Source organism: Photobacterium sp. R1 (genome assembly GCF_054600795.1).
The window spans coordinates 185429-206717 of sequence record NZ_BAAHZP010000008.1 but is presented as its reverse complement, the minus strand read 5'-3'; the positions used below and the strand labels follow the sequence as shown (position 1 = coordinate 206717).

Below are 21289 nucleotides of genomic sequence, written 5' to 3'. Positions count from 1 at the left end.
GGGTTTGGAGATGACCAAGGCAAGGGCGTACTGGCAGCTGGCCCGTATGGACCGCCCGATCGGCAGCCTGCTGCTGATGTGGCCAACGTTATGGGCGTTGTTTCTCGCTGCAGACGGCATGCCGGATTTCAATGTGTTACTGGTGTTTATTCTCGGCGTCTTCAGCATGCGGGCTGCCGGTTGTGTCATCAATGATTATGCCGACCGTCACTTCGATGGTCATGTCAAACGGACTGCTCAGCGCCCCTTGCCATCCGGACGGATCAGCGAGCGGGAAGCGCTGGCCTTTTTTGTGTGTCTATCCCTGCTCTCCTTTGGTCTGGTGCTGACCATGAATGCATTGACCATTCAGCTGTCGGTCATCGGGTTGATACTTGCCGCCGCTTATCCGTTCATGAAGCGTTATACTCATTTGCCGCAGTTCGTGCTGGGAATGGCGTTTGGCTGGGCGATTCCCATGGCTTATGCCGCCCAGTCAGGAAGTTTGCCTCCCGTTGCCTGGCTGCTGTTTGCCGCCAATATCCTGTGGACCATTGCTTATGACACTCAGTACGCCATGGTTGACCGGGATGATGACCTTAAGGTCGGAATCAAATCGACGGCGATTTTGTTTGGCCGCTACGACAAACGAATCATTGGTTTGCTGCAACTGGGGACGCTGGGACTGTTGATTCTGGTGGGGATGCAGCTGGGACTGTCGCAGGTGTATTACTGGGGACTGCTGGGTGCGGCTGCGCTGTTTGTTTACCAGCAGATGCTGATCCGGGGCCGGGAACGAGAACCCTGCTTCCAGGCTTTTCTGAATAACAACTATGCCGGTATGGTGGTGTGGCTGGGTATTGCAGCCAGTCTGCTGCTCTGACGCCTTGATGTTCTGAGGTCTGGAAAGATAATCAAACGCCCGCAATTTGCGGGCGTTTTTCGTTTCGGCTTTCAGCTTATGCGTCAGTTGTTTCCGGCGCGGGTTCTTTTTTCTCTTCCCGGTTCATCACTGCCTGAATGGTCAGTTTGACTGACGGTGAGACCAGATCAGCCAGCAGATCGGCCAGCTCAGCCACCGGACGGGACACAGCATGGTTCTCTTCGTTGAGATAGCCTTGCTGGCGCAGGGTTTTCACCAGTGAAGAGAATACCCCTTTGTCGAAAAACTCCGGAGCATTGATCCCGTGCAGACGGCTCAGACGCTGGGCCATCATCTGGCTTTGCTGTTCCAGATCGCTTTTCATCAGTTGTGGCTCACTGCGCAGCAGGGTCAGCGTGATCGCATAGCGTTGCAGAGTTTCACTGATGGTGTTGCCCAGCAATTGCAGCGGCGCGATGCGGGTACTGTTGAGTGACAGCTCATCACCGTCGCTCAGGATCAGTCGCTGGCGGACCAGTTCATCGATCAGAATATCAATCGCATCCGGTAAGTCCGTTTCGTCAAAACGCAGGTACAGCTCTGCTTTGAGGAATGGATACAGCAGGCTGATCTGACGGTGCATTTCTGCCCGGCTCAGGCGCTGGTGGTACACCACAATGTGTGCAATTAGTGAAGGCAGTGCAAACAGATGGATGATGTTGTTGCGGTAATAAGTCATCAGCAGTGATTGTTTGCGATCCAGCGAGACGATGTCGCCCAGAGTGTCGCGTTCTACCAGGAACTTATCCATGCTGATGGCATGTTCAACCAGCGCCGCCGCTTCCTCGGAAGGCAGCGTGCAGTCCGGTGAATACGGTGTATTGCGGAGCAGCTGCAGGTAGCAGTCGATCTGCTGTTCCAGCTCTTCCCGGCTCAGCGCGCGCTGACGTGAAGCCAGCAGCGCCAGGGCGCAGAGGGTCAGGCCGTTGGTGGCGGCAGCATCATTGATGTGAGTCATCATCTTGTCCGCCAGACGGTTGACCACAGGGTTCAGCCATTGCGGGCGTTGTGGTTCGATCGGGTCGACATCCTGACGCCATTCCGGCACCTGTTCATTCAGATACTGGTTCAACGGAATCGGCTCACCGAAGTTGACATAGCCCTGGCCGAAGTTACGCAGTTTGCGCAGGGTACGCAGGACCTGGCCCAGGTTTTCCTTTTCTTTACGTTTTCCGCGCAGCTCTTTGGCGTAGGTGGCCACTTCCATCACATGTTCGTAGCCGATATAGACCGGAACCAGAGTCACCGGGCGGTTCAGGCCACGCAGCATGGCCTGAATGGTCATCGACAACATGCCGGTTTTCGGTGCCAGCAGACGGCCGGTTCGGGAGCGGCCGCCTTCACTGAAGTATTCGACTGAGTAGCCTTTGGCAAAGAGCTCACCGAGATACTCACGGAACACTGTGGAATAGAGGCGGTTGCCTTTAAAGCTGCGGCGAATGAAGAACGCGCCGCCGCGGCGGAAAATCGGTCCGGCCGGGAAGAAGTTCAGGTTGATGCCGGCTGCAATGTGCGGTGGCACCATACCTTCCTGATACAGGACGTATGAGAGCAGCAGGTAGTCCATGTGGCTGCGGTGACAGGGCACGTAGACGATTTCGTGACCATCCTGAGCCAGCTGGCGGACACGCTGTGCGTTGGTAACATTAATACCCTGATAGATGCGGTTCCAGAGCCAGCTCAGGAAGCGATCACCATGGCGGACCAGGCTGTAGGAGAAATCTGCGGCAATTTCTTCCATCATGTCGATGGCTTCTTTGCGGACTTTTTCCAGTGGAACGTCACGGCTGGCGGCTTCTTCCTGGACAACCTTTTCAATGGCTTTAGAAGCCAGCAGGCGGTTAAACAGTGCCTGACGCTGGGGCAGGCGAGGGCCGGCTGCTGCCAGTTTCTGACGGGAGAAATGAATCTTGGCCACCCGTGCCAGCTTAATGGCGATGGTGTCATCGGCGCCGTATTTATCTGCCATGAAACGCAGCGAGACCGTTGGGCTTAAGCGGACCAGACAATCACGGCCCTGCGCCAGGACAGCAAAACATTTTTCCGGGCCATTCAGAGCTTTGAGAATTGGCTTGCCTTCGCCTTCTGTGCCCGGTTTACGGCCCCAGAGCACAGATGCAGGCAGCAGCTGGACGTCAAGTTCACCATCCGTTTTATGGGCGGTCAGTAAATCCGTGAACAGGGCCAGCGATGCTGCCGGGATCTGACCATTGCTGCCGAAAATGCTCGGGCTGTCTGCCACAAACACAAAGCGGGGAAATTCACGGCCGTGAATCACCATGGGCTGCAGCGGATCCGGAAGTCCGTTGGCCCGGGCGGCAGCACTCAGCGTCAGCAAATCGGTTTGCGAGCTGAATGGCAGGGTATAGATAATGGGACGGTTCAGATCCAGTGTGAGTTCTGCCACGGGATCGGATGGAATAGTGCGGGTCTTCACCAGTAAAGAAAGCGGCAAATTCAGTAAACTTTGCGTGATTTTCTGCCAACTTGACATGTTTATAACTAGCCTCGAAAACTTAATGCGAGGCAAGGATAGCAGAAAACGCGCCGGGTTTTGCTGTGAAAAAATCAATACAGCGAGGGAAAATATGAATTTTTTGTCTTCCGGACCCGCTCCGTGCTTTGGGGCGTATTGCATTGATGCTACACCTTTTATATTGAGGTGACTTCGGTATATGGCCTTTTCAAAACAGTGAACACTGGATATACTCACAGTGAACTGTATAAAAAGACAGGGTATGTCATGAAGCCGCTAACGCCACGCCAACAAGAAGTCTTTGATCTCATCAAAGCAAAAATTGAAGAAACCGGGATGCCGCCGACGCGTGCGGAGATTGCCCGTGAACTTGGATTCCGTTCTGCCAATGCGGCAGAAGAGCATTTAAAAGCACTGGCCCGGAAACAGGTGATTGAAATTGTACCGGGTGCCTCCCGCGGGATCCGCCTGCTGGTAAACGACGATGCTGCTGAAGAGCACGGTTTGCCTTTGATTGGCCGGGTTGCAGCCGGAGAGCCGATTCTGGCTCAGGAGCATGTGGAAACTCACTATGATGTCGATCCGTCAATGTTCAAGCCACAGGCAGATTTTCTGCTGAGAGTGAACGGCATGAGCATGAAAGATATCGGGATTCTGGATGGTGACCTGCTTGCGGTTCATAAAACCCAGGATGTCCGCAACGGACAGGTTGTTGTTGCCCGGGTGGATGATGATGTCACCGTGAAGCGTCTGGAGAAAAAAGGCGCTCAGGTTCTGCTGCATGCTGAAAATGAAGCGTTCGAACCGATTGTGGTTGATCTGACTCAACAGCAGCTGACAATTGAAGGAATTGCGGTTGGTGTGATCCGCAATGGTGACTGGAGCTAATTGCACCGGCGTCGCAAAGGGCAGATGATTTCTTTGCAATTATAAATGAGAGTTATTATCATTCCACTATTGCTTTGGAGATGATAATGACAAAATCTGCCCGCTACCATATCCCGGCTGCATTATTACAGCCGCTCTGGCTGCGCAGCCGTGAGAGTCTGGTTGACAATGGGTTGATCTATGACCCCCTCGCTGCAGCGGCCTGCCAGCAATGTCATCTGGCACCGGACTGCCTGACCGGCAATGTCGACCGGCATCAGTTGCTGCATGCAACGCTAACCCTGCTGGTGGATCAGCGTGTGCATCATTTTCTCCGTCGCTTTCCGAACGGCCATGTGATTAATGTCGGGGCCGGGCTGGATACCCGTTTTTATCGTCTGGACAACGGCCGTTGCCGCTGGCTGGAACTGGACTGTGATGAAAATCTGCTGTGGCGCCAGCGCTTGTTTCACCGGAGCGAGCGGTACCGGATGCGTTCAGGCTCGGTGACGGATCTCAGCTGGTTATCTCAGCTGCCGACGTCGTTTTCGTCCCCAGTAATGCTGGTGTGTGATCAGGCCCTGTTACAGGCGACAGAGACCGAGGTTGCCCGCTTTGTGCAGCGCATGGGCTGCCATTTTAATCAGCTGGAGCTTTGTCTGGTCTTGGCTGGAGATCGGTGTGACAGCACGCTAGGTCAGAGTCTGGGCACTCAGACGTATGCGCATGGCTTTGATGATCCGACAGCTCAGTTGCTGCAATGGCTGCCCTGGGCAGAAGTTGTTTCCAGCCATTCTCCGCTGGATGTGTCCTGTCCACGCTGGCGTCCATGGCATCGCTGGTTGTCTCGCCTGTCGGCATTTCGTCACCGCCTGACTCCTGTGGTGACCCATCTGCGTTTTTGAGCCAGGCATTTTGAGCCAAGAATGGTGCCTGCTGATTAACTACCTGAGTCAATGGTCATCATTCTATTGAGATGATCATTCATAATTTTCTGCCAAATTTCTTCAACTGATACCGGAGCCGCGGCTGTTCGGGTCTTGACTATTTCTGACGCAAATTTTTGTTCATTCTCCGAAATCTGTCCTAAGTTAAATGTAAACAAGCTGTTAAGGCTACTTGCGCTGATGAGGAATTCTGGCGGGCAGACTATCGGTCACAACGGACGCGATAGGGCGATTGCCGGTCAGAACGACCGAAGGAGGGATCCGAACAATGATGCGGCAATTGTTTTATGGATTACTGGGCGGATTCGTTTTGCCAGTGATGGCAGAAACCAAATCGATGCCGTTGAATATGACTCAGGGGGTAACCGGGGTCAGTCAGCAGGTGTATTCGCTGCACATGACGATTTTTTATATCTGTGTGGCAATTGGACTGGTGGTCTTCGGCGTGATGTTCTGGGCCATTATTCATCATCGTAAATCACGTGGTGCCGTGGCCGCATCCTTCCATGAAAGCACCCGGGTCGAGTTGCTCTGGACCCTGATCCCCTTTGTGATTCTGATTTTGATGGCGATTCCGGCGACCAAGACCCTGCTGGCGATGGAAGACACCACTCAGCCCGATCTCACTATTCAGATTACCGGTTCTCAGTGGAAGTGGCATTACCGCTATTTCGACGAAGATGTCGCATTTTATTCCAACTTAGCAACTTCAGACGCAGAGATTAACAACGAGCGTCAAAAACGCGGGAATTATCTGCTGGAAGTGGATCACCCGCTGGTTGTTCCGGTTGGTCAGAAAATTCGTTTCCTGATGACCTCGCAGGATGTAATTCATTCCTGGTGGGTGCCGGCATTCGCCGTGAAGAAAGATGCGAATCCGGGCTTTATCAACGAAGCCTGGACCAAAATTGATGAACCCGGGATTTACCGCGGCCAGTGTGCGGAATTGTGCGGTAAGAGCCATGGCTTTATGCCGATTGTAGTCATTGCCAAGCCACAGGCTGAATATGAAGAGTGGCTGCAAACGACCAAGGTGGCTCAGCGGGAAGCGCGTGAGGAAGAGCAGCGACTGCTGGATATGGAAATGCCGATGGATGAGCTGATGGCCATGGGCGAGAAGGTCTACAACACCCGTTGTGCGGTCTGCCATCAGGCCAACGGTCAGGGTTTACCCGGCGCCTTTCCGGCGCTGGCCGGTAGTGCGATTGCGACGGATCCGGCTAAAAAGCTCGAACATATCAGCGTTGTGGTCCACGGGCGAAACGGGACAGCCATGCAGGCATTCGGGCCTCAGCTCAGCCTGAAAGAGCTGGCCGCTGTAATTACATATGAGCGGAATGCCTGGGGAAATAATACCGGTGACACCGTGCTGGCAGCAGAAGTTCAGGCTGTCCTGAAAGGCGAAGCGCTTTAGAGTTGAGGGAGTGACCAATCATGACTGACATGTTGCGTGAGCAGGCGGTGGACGAGACCACCCATACTGAACATGACGCGCATCACCACAGCGGGATTAAGCGCTGGCTGTTTACCACCAACCATAAAGACATCGGTACTTTGTATCTGCTGTTCAGTTTTGCGATGTTCCTGACCGGCGGTGCGATGGCGATGGTGATCCGGGCGGAATTGTTCCAGCCGGGACTGCAACTGGTGGAACCGAACTTTTTTAACCAGATGACGACTGTTCATGGCCTGATCATGGTGTTTGGTGCCGTGATGCCTGCATTTACCGGATTGGCGAACTGGATGGTGCCGATGATGATCGGGGCACCGGATATGGCCTTACCGCGCATGAACAACTGGAGTTTCTGGATCCTGCCTTTTGCTTTTACCATGCTGCTGGCCTCACTGTTTATGGAAGGGGGTGGTCCGAATTTCGGCTGGACTTTCTATGCACCGCTGTCGACCACTTTCAGCCCGCAAAGCACCGGTTTGTTTGTGTTCGCCATCCATATCATGGGGATCAGCTCGATCATGGGGGCGATTAACGTCATCGTCACTATCGTCAACCTGCGTGCACCGGGCATGACTTACATGAAGATGCCCCTGTTTGCCTGGACCTGGCTGATTACGGCATTCCTGCTGATTGCGGTCATGCCGGTACTGGCGGGGGCGGTGACCATGGTGCTGACCGATAAATTCTTCGGGACCAGTTTCTTTGATGCGGCTGGGGGCGGTGATCCCGTGATGTTCCAGCATATCTTCTGGTTCTTTGGTCATCCCGAAGTCTATATCATGATTTTGCCGAGTTTCGGTATCATTTCGGCGATAGTTCCGACCTTTTCCCGTAAAAAGCTCTTCGGCTACAGTTCCATGGTGTACGCGACGGCGTCTATTGCGGGTCTGAGCTTCTTAGTCTGGGCGCACCACATGTTTACCACCGGGATGCCGGTGGCTGCTGAACTGTTCTTCATGTACTGCACCATGCTGATTTCGGTGCCGACTGGGGTGAAAGTCTTTAACTGGGTTGCCACCATGTGGCGTGGCTCACTGACCTTTGAAGTCCCCATGTTGTTTGCGATTGCGTTCATCATTCTGTTCACCATCGGTGGATTCTCGGGGTTGATGCTGGCGATTACGCCGGCGGATTTCCAGTATCACGATACCTATTTTGTGGTGGCGCATTTCCACTATGTGCTGGTGTCCGGAGCGATCTTCTCCATCATGGCCGCGGCTTATTACTGGTTACCAAAATGGACCGGGCACATGTTTGATGAGCGTCTGGCGAAGTGGCATTTCTGGTGCTCGGTGATTTCCGTGAACATCCTGTTCTTCCCGATGCACTTTTTGGGACTGGCGGGGATGCCGCGGCGGATCCCGGATTATGCGCTGCAGTTTGCTGATGTAAATGCCATTGTCAGTATCGGAGGCTTCATGTTTGGCCTGTCGCAACTGATTTTCCTGGCGGTACTCATTAAATGCATTCGCGGCGGCGAACCTGCGGGCGCGAAGCCCTGGGACGGCGCTGAAGGTCTGGAGTGGACGGTTCCGTCACCGGCGCCTCATCACACATTTTCTACCCCACCGAAAGTGGACTAAGGAGGCCATATGGCTGACTCAGAAAAGGGCAAGAAGAAGTCGTTGCTGCTCCTGATTGTGCTGTCACTGGGGATGTTCGGCTTCGCGTTCGCTTTGGTACCGCTGTACAACGTATTTTGCGAGGTGACCGGGATTAACGGCAAAACCTCGGATCAGGCTGCTGTGGCCAGTGAACTGGTCGATGAAAAACGCAGTATCACCGTGGAGTTTATTGCCTATGTGAATCCGGGAATGGCCTGGCGTTTTGAGCCTGAAGTCCGGCGCATGGTGGTTCATCCCGGTGAAACGCACAAGGTTCTGTTTTCGGCAGTGAACCTGACTCAGAAGGACACCGTGGGGCAGGCTGTGCCTTCGGTTTCTCCGGGCCAGGGCGCGCTGTACTTCAATAAAATCGAATGTTTTTGCTTTAACCGTCAGCCACTGGCGGCCGGAGCGTCGGCAGAACTGCCTTTGCTGTTCTACATCGACCCCGAGCTGCCGGAAGATATCAATACCCTGACACTGGCTTACACCTTGTTCAACGCCCAGCCGGACGCTGCGGCACAGACACAATGAGGTCGACCATGGCAAATCCTTACTCAGAGCATGATCAGTCCCTGACTCCGCCGCATGAACCCTATTATGTGCCCAGCGCCAGTGCCTGGCCGATTGTCGGGGCTCTGGCGCTGTTTTTGATTGCCATGGGCGCAGGGTCCACCGTTGGCGGGCTGTTTGGTGGCAATGGTCCCTGGATTCTGATGTCCGGGGTTGGCTTGCTGCTGCTGATGCTGGTGGGCTGGTTCCGCGACGTGATTCGGGAGTCGATGACCGGACTCTACAGCTCCCAGATGGACCGCTCTTTCCGGCAGGGGATGAGCTGGTTCATTTTCTCGGAAGTGATGTTCTTTGCCGCATTTTTCGGCGCGTTATTTTATGCCCGGATGATTGCTGTGCCCTGGCTGGGCGGGGCGGGCAATAACGCCATGACCCATGCCGTCCTGTGGCCTGAATTTGTCGCACACTGGCCGCTGATTCTGACCCCGGGGGGCACGGAAACGCAGGCCATGGAAGCCATTGGTCTGCCTTTTTACAACACCATGATTCTGCTGACCTCATCTGTCACTGTGCATATGGCCCATACGGCGCTGGAGAACGATAACCGTCCGCGCCTGACCCTGTTCCTGCTGCTGACCGTGTTGCTCGGCTGGCTCTTTGTGTATCTGCAGGGGGTGGAGTACATCCATGCTTACGAAGAGATGGGGCTGACGCTGGATTCCGGAATCTACGGGAACACCTTCTTTATGCTGACCGGCTTTCACGGGATGCACGTGACCCTGGGGACCATCATCCTGTTTATTGTCTGGCTGCGGGTGTTGAAAGGGCACTTTTCCTCGGAACATCACTTCGCATTTCAGGCCGGTGCCTGGTACTGGCATTTTGTGGATGTGGTCTGGCTGGGACTGTTTATCTTTGTGTACATCCTTTAGCCGAGTCAGTAAGGGCGAGGGTTCGGTTCGATGAGACCGGTTGCCACCGCCAGTAACAAGAGGGCAAAGAGCAGGACTGAAAACAGTACCCGGCGACCCAGGTAGTGAGACATCGGTTTGCCCTGTTTGCCTTTGAGCATCACAGGCAGTGCCCGGAACAGGTTCAACAGGATAAAAATCAGCAGGCAGACAATCAGGGCTTTCAGCAGCATGGCACCTCCGTGGTTGGCTGAATCAGGGGCGGCTGACACGGGGTTCAGGGCGCGATGAGACGGACAGGATTTGTTCTATTTACTTTGGTGGTCTTCTTCGGGCTGGTCAAGCTGGGAATGTGGCAGCTCTCACGCGGTCAGGAAAAAGAAATTCTGTCGGCAGCACTCAAGCTCAGGGGAGAGCAGACCTACTTCACTGTTGCCAGTTTACCGGAGGATCCGCTGTGGTACCGGGTGAAATTCAGCGGCGAGTTTGACCACAGCAAAGCGATATTGCTGGATAACCAGCTGGATCAGGGGAAGCCGGGCTACCACCTGTTTTATCCGTTCCGGACCGAAAATGGTGCCTGGCTGCTGGTAAATCTGGGGTGGATTGCCGCTCCGCAGTACCGAGAGCAGTTGCCGGTTTTACCGGAACACCACGGACTGGTGCAACTGTCTGGCACCATTGCGCCGCCGTCACAGTTACCGGAGCTGGGCCATGCCGGGGATGAAAACGGCTGGCCCCGAAGGGTCCAGAATATCAGGCCAAAGGTGCTGGCGATAGCAACCGGACTGCCATTGCCGGATTGGGTGGTGCAGATTGCCCCTGATGATCCGCTGGCGCTGAAGCAGAACTGGCAGCCTGTGGTGATGGGGGCGCAGAAACATTATGCCTACGCGGTTCAGTGGTTTCTGATGGCGGTGGCCATCGCCGGACTGGCCTGGTGGTGGCTGAAGCGGCATCCAGCCAGAGAGAAGGGGAATCCGGAATGAAAAAACACCTCAGCCTGTTATTGCTACTACTTGCCTTCGTTCTGCCGGTGATCGCCGCCAAGCTGGTTCTGGAAAACCATTGGTATCAGGGCGGGGTGACAAACCGGGGGCAGTTACTGGAGCAGCCCGTGGTGTCTGACTGGCTGGCGAAACCGGGCAAATGGCAACTGATTTACCTGTTGCCGGACATGTGTGATACCCGGTGCCAGGGCGCTCTGTTTAACCTGCGTCAGGTGCCGCTGGCGATGGGGGCAGAGCTGGAGCGAATTTCCAGTCTGGTTCTGGTGTCTGCAGAACGCAGCGCGGCGCTGCCGGATGCCAGCCGTCTGGTGAGCGGAGGCGGGGTGGTTCTGGCTGCACCGGAGCCGGTTCTCCGCCAGTTTCAGAAGCTGGAGCAGGAGAGTATCGGGGCGATTTACATCGCTGATCCTCAGGGGAATGTGATGATGGCGTACCCGCTGGTTGAGGGCAAAACGCAGGTACTGGCTCAGGGCAAGGACATACTTCGCGATCTCAAACGTTTACTCAAAGTTTCCAAGATAGGCTGATGGAGCATATCTCATGTGCTCAGTCTCAAAAGCTAAGGAGTGGCGATGTTTCCGACGGTTTCTTCTCAATCCCGCCAACCGGACCGACTGTTGACCTGGCTGGTTGGTCTGACTTTTCTGCTGGCTGTGACCGTGATTGCGCTGGGCGCCTATACCCGGCTGACGGAAGCCGGGCTGGGGTGTCCGGACTGGCCCGGCTGTTATGGTTTTCTGAGTGTGCCGCAAACGGATGCCCAGCACGCCATGGCCCGGCAGGCGTTTCCTGAGCACCCGGTGGAAGTTCACAAAGCCCGGAATGAAATGCTGCACCGCTATGTGGCGGGCTCTCTGGGACTGCTGATTCTGGCGATCAATCTGCTGGCCTGGCGTCGAAGTGACCGGCCGCGTCGGTTACCGCTGGTTTTACTGGGAATCGTGTTCGGTCAGGCCATGCTGGGGATGTGGACCGTGACCATGGCCCTCAAGCCTGTGGTGGTCATGGGTCATTTGTTGGGTGGGTTTACGACGGCCAGCCTGTTGCTGGTGCTCTGGCTGCGGCTGGTTAATGCTAATCGGACAGCCAGCCGGGCACGAGCGACCGGTGCGCCCATTCCCTTTGGTGTCCGGCGGCTGGCGGTGGCTGCACTGGTGGTGGTGGCGCTGCAAATTGCTCTCGGCGGCTGGACGGCTGCCAACTACGCCGCAGTGGTCTGTACCCAGTTGCCGGTCTGTGAAGTGGACTGGGTCAGCAAGTTTGATATCACGGCCTTTGAGCCCTGGCAGCCGGGGTTTCAGACCTATCAGTATGGCGTGCTGAATTTTGACCAGCGGGTGTCTATTCATGCGGCGCACCGGATCGGCGCCATGATCACGACGCTGGTGGTGCTGTTGCTGGGCTGGCGGCTGTGGCGAATAGGCTGGCGCCGTCATGCGATGGCAGTGATGCTACTGCTGGCTGTGCAGGCCGGGCTGGGGGTAACCAATGTGCTGGCCAGTCTGCCCTTGCCGGTTGCTGTCGCCCATAACCTCGGCGGATTGTGTCTGTTGCTGGGGATGCTTGCGACTTGTCTGGTGTTGTATCGTGCGCGTCCGGTCGTGAGGGAGGAGAGCGCAGCAACTTTATCTCAATCAACAATATCTCAATCAACAATGAACCACGACAGGTTAACCGGGCAAAGATCCAGACAGGGAACTTTGAACGGCATGACGCCGAAGTCGGGCTGACACCCGCAGGATGATTCAGGGAGGAAAGGAATATGGCGAAATCACAGATACTGGAACAGCGCCAGATAGCTTTGTCTGGCCGCCACTGGCGTCAGATCGGCCGCGATTACCTGATCATGACCAAGCCGAAGGTTGTCGCCATGCTGCTGTTAACCGCACTGGTGGGAATGTGCCTGGCGGTGCCCGGTATTCCGCCGTTGAAGGCTGTGCTGCTGGGGTTATTCGGGATTGGTTTTCAGTCGGCCGCTGCCGCGGCGCTGAATCATGTGCTGGACCGGCAGCTCGACGCCAAAATGGCACGCACGCATCATCGCCCGCTGGCCCGGGGACGGGTGCCGACCCTCAATGCCGTGATCTTTGCAACCCTGCTGATGGTCATTGGCTTTGTCTTGCTGTGGCAGTTGAATGCACTGACGGCCTGGCTGACCTTTGCCAGTCTGGTGGGGTATGCACTGGTTTATACGGTCTGGCTCAAACACGCGACGCCTCAGAATATCGTCATCGGTGGTCTGGCGGGGGCTGCCCCACCGCTGCTTGGCTGGGCGGCGGTCACCGGCCAGTTTGATCCCCATGCGCTGCTGCTGGTGATGCTGGTGTTTGCCTGGACCCCGCCGCATTTCTGGGCGCTGGCCATTCATCGGCGGGATGATTACGCCAAGGCTGATATTCCGATGCTCCCGGTGACGCATGGCATCGCTTTCACCAAAACCATGGTGCTGCTTTATACCCTCTTGCTGACGCTGACCGGCCTGCTGCCCTGGCTGACCGGCATGAGCGGTTTGTTGTACCTGATCGGCAGTCTGGCTCTGAATCTCGGATTTGTGGGTTATGCCCTGAAGCTGAAGTTTGCCGATCAGCCCGGTCATGCCTGGGCGACATTCAAATACTCGATCTGGCATCTGCTGGGGCTGTTTCTGGTGCTGCTGGCCGATCACTGGCTGATGGTGGTTCTGCAATAATCAGGCGATGGCCGGCGGTGAATTGTCTCGCTGCCAGCGAACCTTTACACTCTGCGGCTGAAGTATTTGAAGAATCATGGAGTTCCCGTGCTGGCCGCATTAAAAGATGTCACTCTTCACCGTCAGGTTTTCGCACTGGCGCTTCCCATGGTCTTATCGAATATCACGGTACCGCTGCTCGGGCTGGTGGATGCTGCGGTGATCGGTCATCTGGAGCATGCCTGGTATCTGGGCGGAGTGGCCATCGGCGGCACCATGATCAGTGTGACCTTCTGGCTGCTCGGATTTCTGCGGATGGCAACCACCGGGCTCTGTGCTCAGGCGTATGGCGCCAGCAATAAAAAAGCTCAGGCGATGGTGTTGTTGCAGGGGCTGGCGCTGGCCTGGGGACTGGCGTTACTGCTGATCCTCTGCCACCGCCTGATCGCCGGGACGGTGTTCCATTTCAGTGATGCCAGTGACGCCGTGAAAACCTATGCGGATCAGTATTTCTCCATCCGGATTTGGGGTGCCCCGGCAGCTCTGGCGAATTTCGTGATCATGGGCTGGCTGCTGGGCAGTCAGAATGCCCGTTTGCCGATGTGGTTACTGATCATCACCAACAGTATGAACATTTTGCTGGATGTGGTGTTCGTTCTCGGGCTGGGCTGGCAGGTGAAAGGGGCGGCGGCAGCATCGGTGATTGCAGAGTACAGCGGGATGGTGCTGGGCTTGTCTTTTGTATCACGTCAGTGGCTGGTTCACGCGCTGCCGGATTGGCGCAAACTGCTGAATCAGGTCGGTCAGGGGGTTGATCGCTTGCTTCGTCTCAACCGGGATATTTTTCTGCGGAGCTTGTGCCTGCAACTGGCATTCAGTTTTATGACCTTTCAGGGGGCGAGTCTGGGCGATAATGTCGTGGCTGCCAATGCGGTGCTGATGAGCTTCCTGATGCTGGTGTCCTATGGGATGGACGGTTTTGCCTACGCAATGGAAGCCATGGTCGGGAAGGCAATTGGCGCCAGAAACCGGGATGCACTCGGGCGGACTCTGATCAGCACGACATTCTGGAGCCTGGTCATTGCTGTGCTGATGACACTGGCCTTTTCATGCTTTGGTCCGCAAATCATCAGTCTGATTTCCGATATTCCCGCGGTTCAGTCAGAAGCTTCCCGTTACTTGCCCTGGCTGGCGGCTGTGCCTTTGGTCTCGATGTGGTGCTTCTTGCTGGATGGTATTTTCATCGGAGCGACCCGGGGGCGGGAAATGCGGAACAGTATGTTCGTGGCGACCTGTACATTCTTTCTGATCTGGCAATTATTCCACAGCTTCGGAAACCATGCGCTGTGGGCAGCAATGTTGGCGTTTCTTGGCATGCGCGGTCTGTCGCTGGCGGCTATTTTTGTCTATCAGTGGCAAAAAAATATTTTTCTTGAAGAGGCCAGTGCCAACAAATAGTTAGCATATTTTATGCTGCTTAATCCATCAGGATCTGTTTAATCATCTGTCCTTTCTCATTGAAAGTGTTTAAAATATAGCCTGTTTTTTGATTTGACAGGTTGAAAATGAAACGAAAATTCGGTGCTTTTTTATTGCTTATTATGAGCTTAGGCTGGTGTTTTCATGCGAGTGCCATGCCGTCCGGTTCCAAAATTTCAGTGACGGCTACGGCCTATAATTCGCTGTCTTCCCAGACAGACGGGAACCCTTCCATTGCTGCCTGGGGAGACCGGCTCAAACCGGGAATGAAGGCAATTGCAGTCTCCCGGGATCTGCTGAGAATGGGCCTGAAACACGGTTCCAAAGTAAAAATCTCCGGTCTGCCGGGTGAATATGTGGTGCTGGATAAAATGCACCGTCGCTGGTCAAAGAAGATTGATATCTACATGGGGCGCGATGTGAGAGCGGCCAAGAACTGGGGCCGACGAAAGGTAACCATCACGGTCGTCGAAGCCTGATACGCAAAATACCTAGCCGAATAATCAACGACATTATCCTGATAGGCATTAAGCGAAGTACAAAGCAGACAGACAGCAAAAAAGCCACAGTTGCGGCTTTTTGTTTATCTGTTGTTGAGCGGGTCAGTGTAGGGAGCTTACCCGATTCAACTCAGTAGTAAGAGTGATCGCCGCGTGCGTGTTCGGTCACATCGCGCACACCGGTCAGTTCACCGCTGAACTCGGCCAGCAGCTGTTTTTCGATCCCTTCTTTCAAGGTCACGTCGACCATTGAACAGCCATTACAACCGCCGCCGAACTGCAGAATTGCCACGCCGTCTTCGGTGATTTCTGACAGGGATACATGACCGCCGTGTCCTGCCAGCTGCGGGTTGACCTGAGTCTGGATCACATAGTCCACGCGCTCCATCAGCGGTGCGTCGTTGGACACTTTGCGGACTTTGGCGTTCGGTGCTTTCAGGGTCAGCTGAGAGCCCATTTTGTCGGTGACAAAATCGATCTCTGCATCTTCCAGAAATGGCAGGCTCAGCTCATCGATATAAGCAGAAAACATGTTGAACTTCAGTTCAGTGTCACTGGCTTCGATGGCTTCCGGCGGACAGTAAGATACGCCGCATTCAGCGTTCGGGGTACCCGGGTTGACCACGAAGACACGGATGTTGGTGCCTTCCGGCTGCTGGGCCAGCAGCTTAACGAAATGCTGTTGCGCAGTTTCTGAAATAGTAATCATAGACACGACGTTATACCTGACTTAGTAAGCGTAAAACTTATTCTACTCTCTGGCGCGGGAACACGCACCCATGAATCTTGTGTGGTTTTTTTGAACAGCAGCCCGTCTCGCCTCCGGATCAGCGCTGATGCGGGGTGAATCCCAGGCAATACACATCAATCCGGCTGACGTGTTGCTGTCTGAGCAATTGTGCCAGAACCGACACCGTACTGCCGGTAGTGACGACATCGTCCACCAGGGCGACGTGCGCCGGCCACGTTCTACTATTCAGTATAAATGCCTGCCGCAGATTCTGCAGACGGGCCTGCCGGGTCAGCTGATGCTGAGGGCGGGCCCATTGTGTCCGTCGCAAAGCCCGATTGTCGGTTTCCCCGCCCGTCAGTGCCGCGAGTGCATCCGCCAGCAGGGCACTCTGGTTGAACCCTCGCATCAGGCGTCGCCAGGGATGCATGGGAACCGGCAGCAGCAGGGGCGCGGGATCGGTAAGCTGCGCGGCCAGTAACCGGGCCAGTGGCTGACTCAGCCAGAACTTGCGCTGAAACTTGTACTGCTGGATCAGACGATTCAGCGGAAACGCATATTCACCCAGCCGGACAAGGCGATCCCAGGACGGTGGCTGGCGCAGGCAGTAGCCGCAGTGAGGGACTGGCTCCGGGGCCGTGGCTCCGCATCGGTGGCAGTACGGTGGCTGAGGCAGGCTGGTCAGACAGGGCTGACACCACAAGTGATCGCCGTCACGCAGTGGTAAACGACAGAGTGCGCATTGCTGGTTTGGCCAGCGAAAGATTGATCTTACGGCCACAGGGGATAACATCCTTGCCATCCGGTTTTTTGGTAAAGGAAGTGTACATGGCGGCATCGGTCTACTGGCAAACATTCGGTCTCGAGACGGGACAGAGTTCCGATCTGGTTCTCATTCACGGCTGGGGAATGAACGGCGCCGTGTGGCAGCATCTGGTCCCACAGCTGGAAAGCCGCTACCGGATTCACGTGGTGGATATGCCGGGCTATGGTCACAGTGCTGCGGTTTCAGCCGGGACCGTCGAAGCGATGGCGGAATCTTTGCTGCACGGTGCGCCGGAAGAAGCCGTCTGGCTGGGCTGGTCACTCGGTGGTCTGGTCGCCAAGCAGGCGGCACTGATGGCCCCGGCACGTGTCAGTAAGCTGGTCACCGTTGCGAGTTCTCCCTGTTTTGCGGCCACGGACGACTGGCGCGGGATTAAACCTCAGGTTCTGAGCGATTTCCAGCAGCAGCTCAGTGAAGATTTTGCCCTGACCGTCGAACGCTTTATGGCGTTGCAGGCCATGGGGAGTCCCACGGCCCGACAGGATATCAAACAGCTCAGGCAGGCTGTGCTGTCTCGTCCGCAACCGTCACCGGCAGCGCTGGCGCAGGGGCTGGAGATGTTGGCTGAAGTGGATTTACGCAAACATCTGACTCAGATTCGCCAGCCCTGGCTGCGTCTGTATGGCCGGCTGGATGGTCTGGTACCGGCAAAAGTGGCCTCGGATATGGATCTGCTGGCGCCGGATTCTCAGAAAATGATGTTTACCAAGGCATCACATGCACCTTTTATTTCCCATCCGGAAGATTTCATCGGTGCGCTGCAAGCCTTTATGGAGGAATCGCTGCCGGAGACTGCCGCGACCACTCCGGTATAAAGATTAAAGTCTGTGATTGGGTGGCCGATAATCTTTGAATCATGGCGTTTTTTTCTGCCATGATAAAGGTATCAGTGAGGCGCACGGCGGCATGGGCTTGAGTGCGCAGGATGAGTGACAGTGTTGCAGTCTGAAGGAGTCACCAAAACATGATCGTGTCGCCCCTGAATGCCGGTATACCGACACTGGCGCCGTCGGTGAATCCGATGACCGAGCAGGCTGCGCGGGACAATAAGGTCCGCGAAAAAGTCCGCCCGGCCACTGCAAGCCTGGCTTCTGGCAGTGAACCGTCACTGAAAGGCGATGAGAAGCAGATGAAGCGTCCCGGCTGGGATCCCAGTGAGCATCCGGATTATGAAGCACTGGATGTTGCCCATCATCAGGGCTACGGTTATCAGCAGGAATTTGAGCAACTGGTTCTGGCGCTGTCGGCTGACAATTATCTGAAAGATGTCAGCGAGCTGGGTTACAGCATGCACATCCGCCTGCCCCGGGCACTGCTTGAAGAGCTGGGGAAAATCAGTCAGATGGAACGCGTACGCAGCGTGATCCGTTTTAAATATGCACAGTCGACGGTGCCAAATCCACCGACGGAAATGCTGAAGATTGTCTGAGCGCAGCGGATATAAAAAAGGCGGGTCGAAACCCGCCTTTTTTGTTTGTTCCGTGTGAATGTTATTTCTTCGCTTTGGCAAAGGCCGCAGCAAAGGCACCACCCATGGCGCTGTTGCCCGGCTGGTTGTCACGTTGCTGGCGGGGCGCATGGCGCTGGTCGTTCTGACGGGTGCCGCCTTTCGGCTTGCGCTCGGCTTCCTGACCCGGCTCATCACTCAGGCGCATCGACATGCCGATTCGCTTGCGCTGCAGGTCGACTTCCATCACTTTCACTTTCACAACGTCACCGGCTTTCACCACTTCTCGCGGATCCGAAACAAACTTGTCCGACAGCGCAGAAATGTGGACCAGGCCATCCTGATGAACGCCGACATCGACGAATGCACCAAAGTTGGTCACATTGGTGATCACGCCCTCCAGCACCATGCCCGGCACCAGATCCTTCACCTCATGGATGCCTTCGGCAAAGGTTGCGGTTTTGAACTCAGGACGTGGGTCACGGCCCGGTTTGTCCAGCTCACCAATGATGTCGGTCACAGTCGGCAGGCCGACTTCTTCTGTGGTGTAATCGGCTGCTTTCAGGCCGCGCAGGAATTCACTGTTGCCAATCAGCGCATCCAGCGGCTTCCCGTTTTTAGCCGCGATGTTTTTGACGACATCATAGGATTCCGGGTGAACCGCCGAAGCATCCAGCGGGTTCTTGCCGTTCATAATCCGCAGGAAACCGGCACACTGTTCGAACGCTTTCGGCCCCAGACGCGGCACTTTTTTCAGCGTGGTGCGGGCATCAAAGCGGCCGTGCTCGTCACGATAAGCCACGATATTGCTGGCAATAGTCGATGACAGACCGGCAACTCGGGTCAGCAGGGCAGGTGAGGCCGTATTCACATCTACACCGACGGCGTTCACACAGTCTTCGACCACGGCATCCAGACGTTTCGCCAGATTGCTCTGGCTGACATCGTGCTGGTACTGGCCCACACCGATGGATTTCGGATCGATTTTCACCAGCTCCGCCAGCGGGTCCTGCAGGCGTCGGCCAATGGAGACTGCACCGCGCAGCGACACATCCAGATTCGGGAACTCGTTGGCGGCCAGTTCAGATGCGGAGTACACCGATGCACCGGCTTCGCTGACCATGACGCTCTGAACCTTCAGATTGTTGTCTTTCAGCAACTGGGCGACAAAGCTGTCTGTTTCACGTGAAGCAGTCCCGTTCCCGATCGCAATCAGATCGACATTGTGTTTGGTGATCAGTGCCAGCACCGTGGCGGCCGACTGAGCCACCTGTTTCTGAGGCTGATGCGGATAGATGGTGGCGGTATCGACCAGTTTACCTGTGCTGTCGACGACGGCCACTTTACACCCGGTACGCAGGCCCGGGTCGAGTGCCAGTGTCATGCGCGGACCGGCAGGTGCGGCCATCAGCAGATCTTTCAGGTTATCCGCAAAGACCTGCATCGCGCCGTCTTCAGCTTTCTCGCGCAGGGCCGCCATCAGCTCGGTTTCCATGTGCATCAGAATCTTGATGCGCCAGGCCCAGCTGATCACCTGCTTGCGCCAGCTGTCTGCTGGCTGGCTGCCCAGATTCACGCCGTAGTGATCGGCAATCATGACTTCACAGTAAGAGCCGCGCACACCTTCTTCCTGATTCGGATCGGCATTCAGTGCCAGCTGCAGGACACCTTCATTGCGGCCGCGGAACATGGCCAGTGCCCGGTGTGACGGGACCTGAGACAGCTTTTCATTGTGCTCAAAGTAGTCTTTGAATTTCGCGCCTTCCTGCTCCTTGCCTTCCACCACACGGGCGGTCAGCTCAGCATTGGATTGCAAGTGGCGGCGGATTTTATCCAGCAGGGCTGCGTCTTCCGCGAAACGTTCCATCAGAATGGCACGCGCGCCGTCCAGCGCGGCTTTGGTATCGGCCACACCTTTGTCGGCAGACACATAGCTTGCCGCACTATTTTCCGGATCGTTTTCCGGTTGTGACCACAGCAGGTCAGCCAGCGGTTCCAGACCGGCTTCAATCGCGATCTGGCCCTTGGTGCGGCGCTTGGGTTTATACGGCAGGTACAAGTCTTCCAGCCGGGTTTTACTGTCGGCCGACAGGATTTCGGCTTCCAGTGCCGGGGTCAGTTTGTCCTGCTCAGAAATCGATTTGAGGATCACCTGACGGCGGTCTTCCAGCTCGCGTAAATAGCCCAGACGGGACTCCAGATTACGCAGTTGGGTATCGTCCAGCCCGCCGGTAACTTCTTTCCGGTATCGGGCGATGAAAGGGACGGTGTTGCCGTCATCGAGTAGCGCCACGGCTGCGGCAACCTGCTGCGTGTTGACATTCAGCTCAGACGCAATCAGGTGATTGATACTCGCGGTCATAGAATTCCTTTGGATACAGTTTTTCTCAGGTGGCCCATCTAACCATAATTCCGCACGTCAGTCAGCGTTCTTGCGCCCGCAATATGTCAGGAGTTTGCCAGCTTCGCGGTCAGGTGTGATCTTTGTGCAGGCGTGAACGGCTGTCTATTCACAAAAAGTGGGAAGATATTTCATCCGCCGGGTCTCTGGTCAGAAGAATAATGGTGAAAAATACACTGTATTTTTGAATGTGGGGTGAAGGCTCATCACGATATTTACGTCAGCAGGTTATTTATTTTAGATTTGTCTTAACTAATGTTGTGGTTTTAATTTTGTGAATATTATTTCTATTTTGTTTCGATTTTATTTTTATGTGTTCATGTAAATAAATTTTTCAGTTTATTCCGAATGATTTTTTTGATTACTCTGTAATTAGCCATACCTAATCTATTTTTATGCACACCAATAGCAATATTATTTTTTATTCATGGGTTGATATGCTGCTCATCCGAAAAATGAATGGCACATGACAGCGATATTGTGCTCTCGAGAGCTGGTCGTGTTTGTGGAAACAGGGGGAATCTATTTCAGCGCTGAGTTGAATGATTGAGGCGTG

Annotated in this window: 20 protein-coding genes; 15 read left to right on the top strand and 5 right to left on the bottom strand. The window is 55.2% G+C overall.

The features are described from left to right. Nucleotides 1-4: 4 nt before the first annotated feature. Nucleotides 5-862, top strand: coding sequence for a 4-hydroxybenzoate octaprenyltransferase (ubiA, locus tag ACYP03_RS15165; protein WP_459780753.1), 858 nt, complete (start codon nt 5-7; stop codon nt 860-862). Between the two features lie 76 nt (nt 863-938). Here the strand turns inward: ubiA and plsB are convergent, their stop codons facing one another. After that, on the bottom strand, nt 939-3395 hold the full coding sequence (gene plsB, locus ACYP03_RS15160) for a glycerol-3-phosphate 1-O-acyltransferase PlsB (RefSeq protein ID WP_248144527.1): 2457 nt from the start codon (nt 3393-3395) through the stop codon (nt 939-941). Nucleotides 3396-3644: 249 nt separating this feature from the next. Here plsB and lexA point away from each other — a divergent pair, with 249 nt between their 5' ends. The 6 genes from lexA (at nt 3645) to ACYP03_RS15130 (ending at nt 9693) form a co-directional block, all read left to right on the top strand. Next, on the top strand, nt 3645-4265 hold the full coding sequence (lexA, locus tag ACYP03_RS15155) for a transcriptional repressor LexA (protein ID WP_248144526.1): 621 nt from the start codon (nt 3645-3647) through the stop codon (nt 4263-4265). 86 nt (nt 4266-4351) lie between these two features. After that, complete coding sequence (locus ACYP03_RS15150) at nt 4352-5149, top strand: class I SAM-dependent methyltransferase (RefSeq protein WP_330961534.1); 798 nt, start codon at nt 4352-4354, stop codon at nt 5147-5149. Nucleotides 5150-5459: 310 nt separating this feature from the next. Further along, the gene (gene coxB / locus ACYP03_RS15145) at nt 5460-6605 is read left to right on the top strand and encodes a cytochrome c oxidase subunit II (RefSeq protein WP_459780751.1); all 1146 of its coding nucleotides are present in this window, start codon (nt 5460-5462) and stop codon (nt 6603-6605) included. 20 nt (nt 6606-6625) lie between these two features. Then, complete coding sequence (gene ctaD, locus ACYP03_RS15140) at nt 6626-8227, top strand: cytochrome c oxidase subunit I (protein ID WP_248144523.1); 1602 nt, start codon at nt 6626-6628, stop codon at nt 8225-8227. Between the two features lie 9 nt (nt 8228-8236). Then, nucleotides 8237-8782 carry a cytochrome c oxidase assembly protein gene (locus ACYP03_RS15135; RefSeq protein WP_248144522.1) on the top strand — a complete coding sequence of 182 codons (546 nt, stop codon included), beginning with the start codon at nt 8237-8239 and terminating at the stop codon, nt 8780-8782. 8 nt (nt 8783-8790) lie between these two features. Then, nucleotides 8791-9693, top strand: a complete 903-nt coding sequence (locus ACYP03_RS15130) for a cytochrome c oxidase subunit 3 (RefSeq protein WP_330961536.1) — start codon at nt 8791-8793, stop codon at nt 9691-9693. 5 nt (nt 9694-9698) lie between these two features. Here ACYP03_RS15130 and ACYP03_RS15125 read toward each other — a convergent pair whose 3' ends face one another. Next, the gene (locus ACYP03_RS15125) at nt 9699-9905 is read right to left on the bottom strand and encodes a DUF2909 family protein (RefSeq protein WP_248144520.1); all 207 of its coding nucleotides are present in this window, start codon (nt 9903-9905) and stop codon (nt 9699-9701) included. Nucleotides 9906-9959: 54 nt separating this feature from the next. Here ACYP03_RS15125 and ACYP03_RS15120 point away from each other — a divergent pair, with 54 nt between their 5' ends. The 6 genes from ACYP03_RS15120 (at nt 9960) to ACYP03_RS15095 (ending at nt 15308) form a co-directional block, all read left to right on the top strand. Then, entirely contained in the window at nt 9960-10661 is a 702-nt protein-coding gene (locus ACYP03_RS15120) for an SURF1 family protein (protein ID WP_330961537.1), read from the top strand. Continuing rightward, nucleotides 10658-11209: a cytochrome oxidase gene (locus ACYP03_RS15115; protein WP_330961538.1), complete on the top strand. Its 552-nt coding sequence runs from the start codon at nt 10658-10660 to the stop codon at nt 11207-11209. Before ACYP03_RS15120 ends, ACYP03_RS15115 begins: the two co-directional genes overlap by 4 nt. Nucleotides 11210-11254: 45 nt before the next feature. Further along, nucleotides 11255-12412 (top strand): COX15/CtaA family protein, encoded by a 1158-nt coding sequence (locus ACYP03_RS15110; RefSeq protein ID WP_330961539.1) that lies wholly within the window; start codon nt 11255-11257, stop codon nt 12410-12412. A gap of 32 nt (nt 12413-12444) precedes the next feature. Continuing rightward, nucleotides 12445-13371 (top strand): heme o synthase, encoded by a 927-nt coding sequence (cyoE, locus tag ACYP03_RS15105; RefSeq protein WP_330961540.1) that lies wholly within the window; start codon nt 12445-12447, stop codon nt 13369-13371. Between the two features lie 87 nt (nt 13372-13458). Next, nucleotides 13459-14808: an MATE family efflux transporter DinF gene (gene dinF / locus ACYP03_RS15100; protein ID WP_330961541.1), complete on the top strand. Its 1350-nt coding sequence runs from the start codon at nt 13459-13461 to the stop codon at nt 14806-14808. 143 nt (nt 14809-14951) lie between these two features. Beyond that, nucleotides 14952-15308 (top strand): 3D domain-containing protein, encoded by a 357-nt coding sequence (locus tag ACYP03_RS15095; protein ID WP_371929387.1) that lies wholly within the window; start codon nt 14952-14954, stop codon nt 15306-15308. 151 nt (nt 15309-15459) lie between these two features. On the opposite strand, the gene nfuA is transcribed toward ACYP03_RS15095, so the two are convergent. Further along, the gene (gene nfuA / locus ACYP03_RS15090) at nt 15460-16038 is read right to left on the bottom strand and encodes a Fe-S biogenesis protein NfuA (protein ID WP_371929388.1); all 579 of its coding nucleotides are present in this window, start codon (nt 16036-16038) and stop codon (nt 15460-15462) included. Between the two features lie 118 nt (nt 16039-16156). Next, nucleotides 16157-16840 carry a ComF family protein gene (locus tag ACYP03_RS15085; RefSeq protein WP_459780746.1) on the bottom strand — a complete coding sequence of 228 codons (684 nt, stop codon included), beginning with the start codon at nt 16838-16840 and terminating at the stop codon, nt 16157-16159. Between the two features lie 47 nt (nt 16841-16887). Here ACYP03_RS15085 and bioH point away from each other — a divergent pair, with 47 nt between their 5' ends. Both bioH and ACYP03_RS15075 read left to right on the top strand, forming a co-directional pair. Continuing rightward, nucleotides 16888-17700, top strand: coding sequence for a pimeloyl-ACP methyl ester esterase BioH (bioH, locus tag ACYP03_RS15080; protein ID WP_459780744.1), 813 nt, complete (start codon nt 16888-16890; stop codon nt 17698-17700). Between the two features lie 149 nt (nt 17701-17849). Continuing rightward, complete coding sequence (locus ACYP03_RS15075) at nt 17850-18314, top strand: ATP-dependent Lon protease (RefSeq protein ID WP_248144511.1); 465 nt, start codon at nt 17850-17852, stop codon at nt 18312-18314. A gap of 61 nt (nt 18315-18375) precedes the next feature. Here ACYP03_RS15075 and ACYP03_RS15070 read toward each other — a convergent pair whose 3' ends face one another. Beyond that, nucleotides 18376-20694, bottom strand: a complete 2319-nt coding sequence (locus ACYP03_RS15070) for a Tex family protein (RefSeq protein WP_459780742.1) — start codon at nt 20692-20694, stop codon at nt 18376-18378. Between the last annotated feature and the right edge of the window lie 595 nt (nt 20695-21289).

Coding starts and splice junctions, on each gene's coding strand:
- coxB (WP_459780751.1), top strand. CDS start 5,460: ATGATGCGGCAATTGTTTTATGGATTACTGGGCGGATTCGTTTTGCCA.
- cyoE (WP_330961540.1), top strand. CDS start 12,445: ATGGCGAAATCACAGATACTGGAACAGCGCCAGATAGCTTTGTCTGGC.
- lexA (WP_248144526.1), top strand. CDS start 3,645: ATGAAGCCGCTAACGCCACGCCAACAAGAAGTCTTTGATCTCATCAAA.
- nfuA (WP_371929388.1), bottom strand. CDS start 16,038: ATGATTACTATTTCAGAAACTGCGCAACAGCATTTCGTTAAGCTGCTG.
- ACYP03_RS15150 (WP_330961534.1), top strand. CDS start 4,352: ATGACAAAATCTGCCCGCTACCATATCCCGGCTGCATTATTACAGCCG.
- bioH (WP_459780744.1), top strand. CDS start 16,888: ATGGCGGCATCGGTCTACTGGCAAACATTCGGTCTCGAGACGGGACAG.
- plsB (WP_248144527.1), bottom strand. CDS start 3,395: ATGTCAAGTTGGCAGAAAATCACGCAAAGTTTACTGAATTTGCCGCTT.
- ACYP03_RS15130 (WP_330961536.1), top strand. CDS start 8,791: ATGGCAAATCCTTACTCAGAGCATGATCAGTCCCTGACTCCGCCGCAT.
- ACYP03_RS15075 (WP_248144511.1), top strand. CDS start 17,850: ATGATCGTGTCGCCCCTGAATGCCGGTATACCGACACTGGCGCCGTCG.
- ACYP03_RS15115 (WP_330961538.1), top strand. CDS start 10,658: ATGAAAAAACACCTCAGCCTGTTATTGCTACTACTTGCCTTCGTTCTG.
- ACYP03_RS15095 (WP_371929387.1), top strand. CDS start 14,952: ATGAGCTTAGGCTGGTGTTTTCATGCGAGTGCCATGCCGTCCGGTTCC.
- ACYP03_RS15070 (WP_459780742.1), bottom strand. CDS start 20,694: ATGACCGCGAGTATCAATCACCTGATTGCGTCTGAGCTGAATGTCAAC.
- ctaD (WP_248144523.1), top strand. CDS start 6,626: ATGACTGACATGTTGCGTGAGCAGGCGGTGGACGAGACCACCCATACT.
- ACYP03_RS15120 (WP_330961537.1), top strand. CDS start 9,960: ATGAGACGGACAGGATTTGTTCTATTTACTTTGGTGGTCTTCTTCGGG.
- ACYP03_RS15135 (WP_248144522.1), top strand. CDS start 8,237: ATGGCTGACTCAGAAAAGGGCAAGAAGAAGTCGTTGCTGCTCCTGATT.
- ACYP03_RS15125 (WP_248144520.1), bottom strand. CDS start 9,905: ATGCTGCTGAAAGCCCTGATTGTCTGCCTGCTGATTTTTATCCTGTTG.
- ACYP03_RS15110 (WP_330961539.1), top strand. CDS start 11,255: ATGTTTCCGACGGTTTCTTCTCAATCCCGCCAACCGGACCGACTGTTG.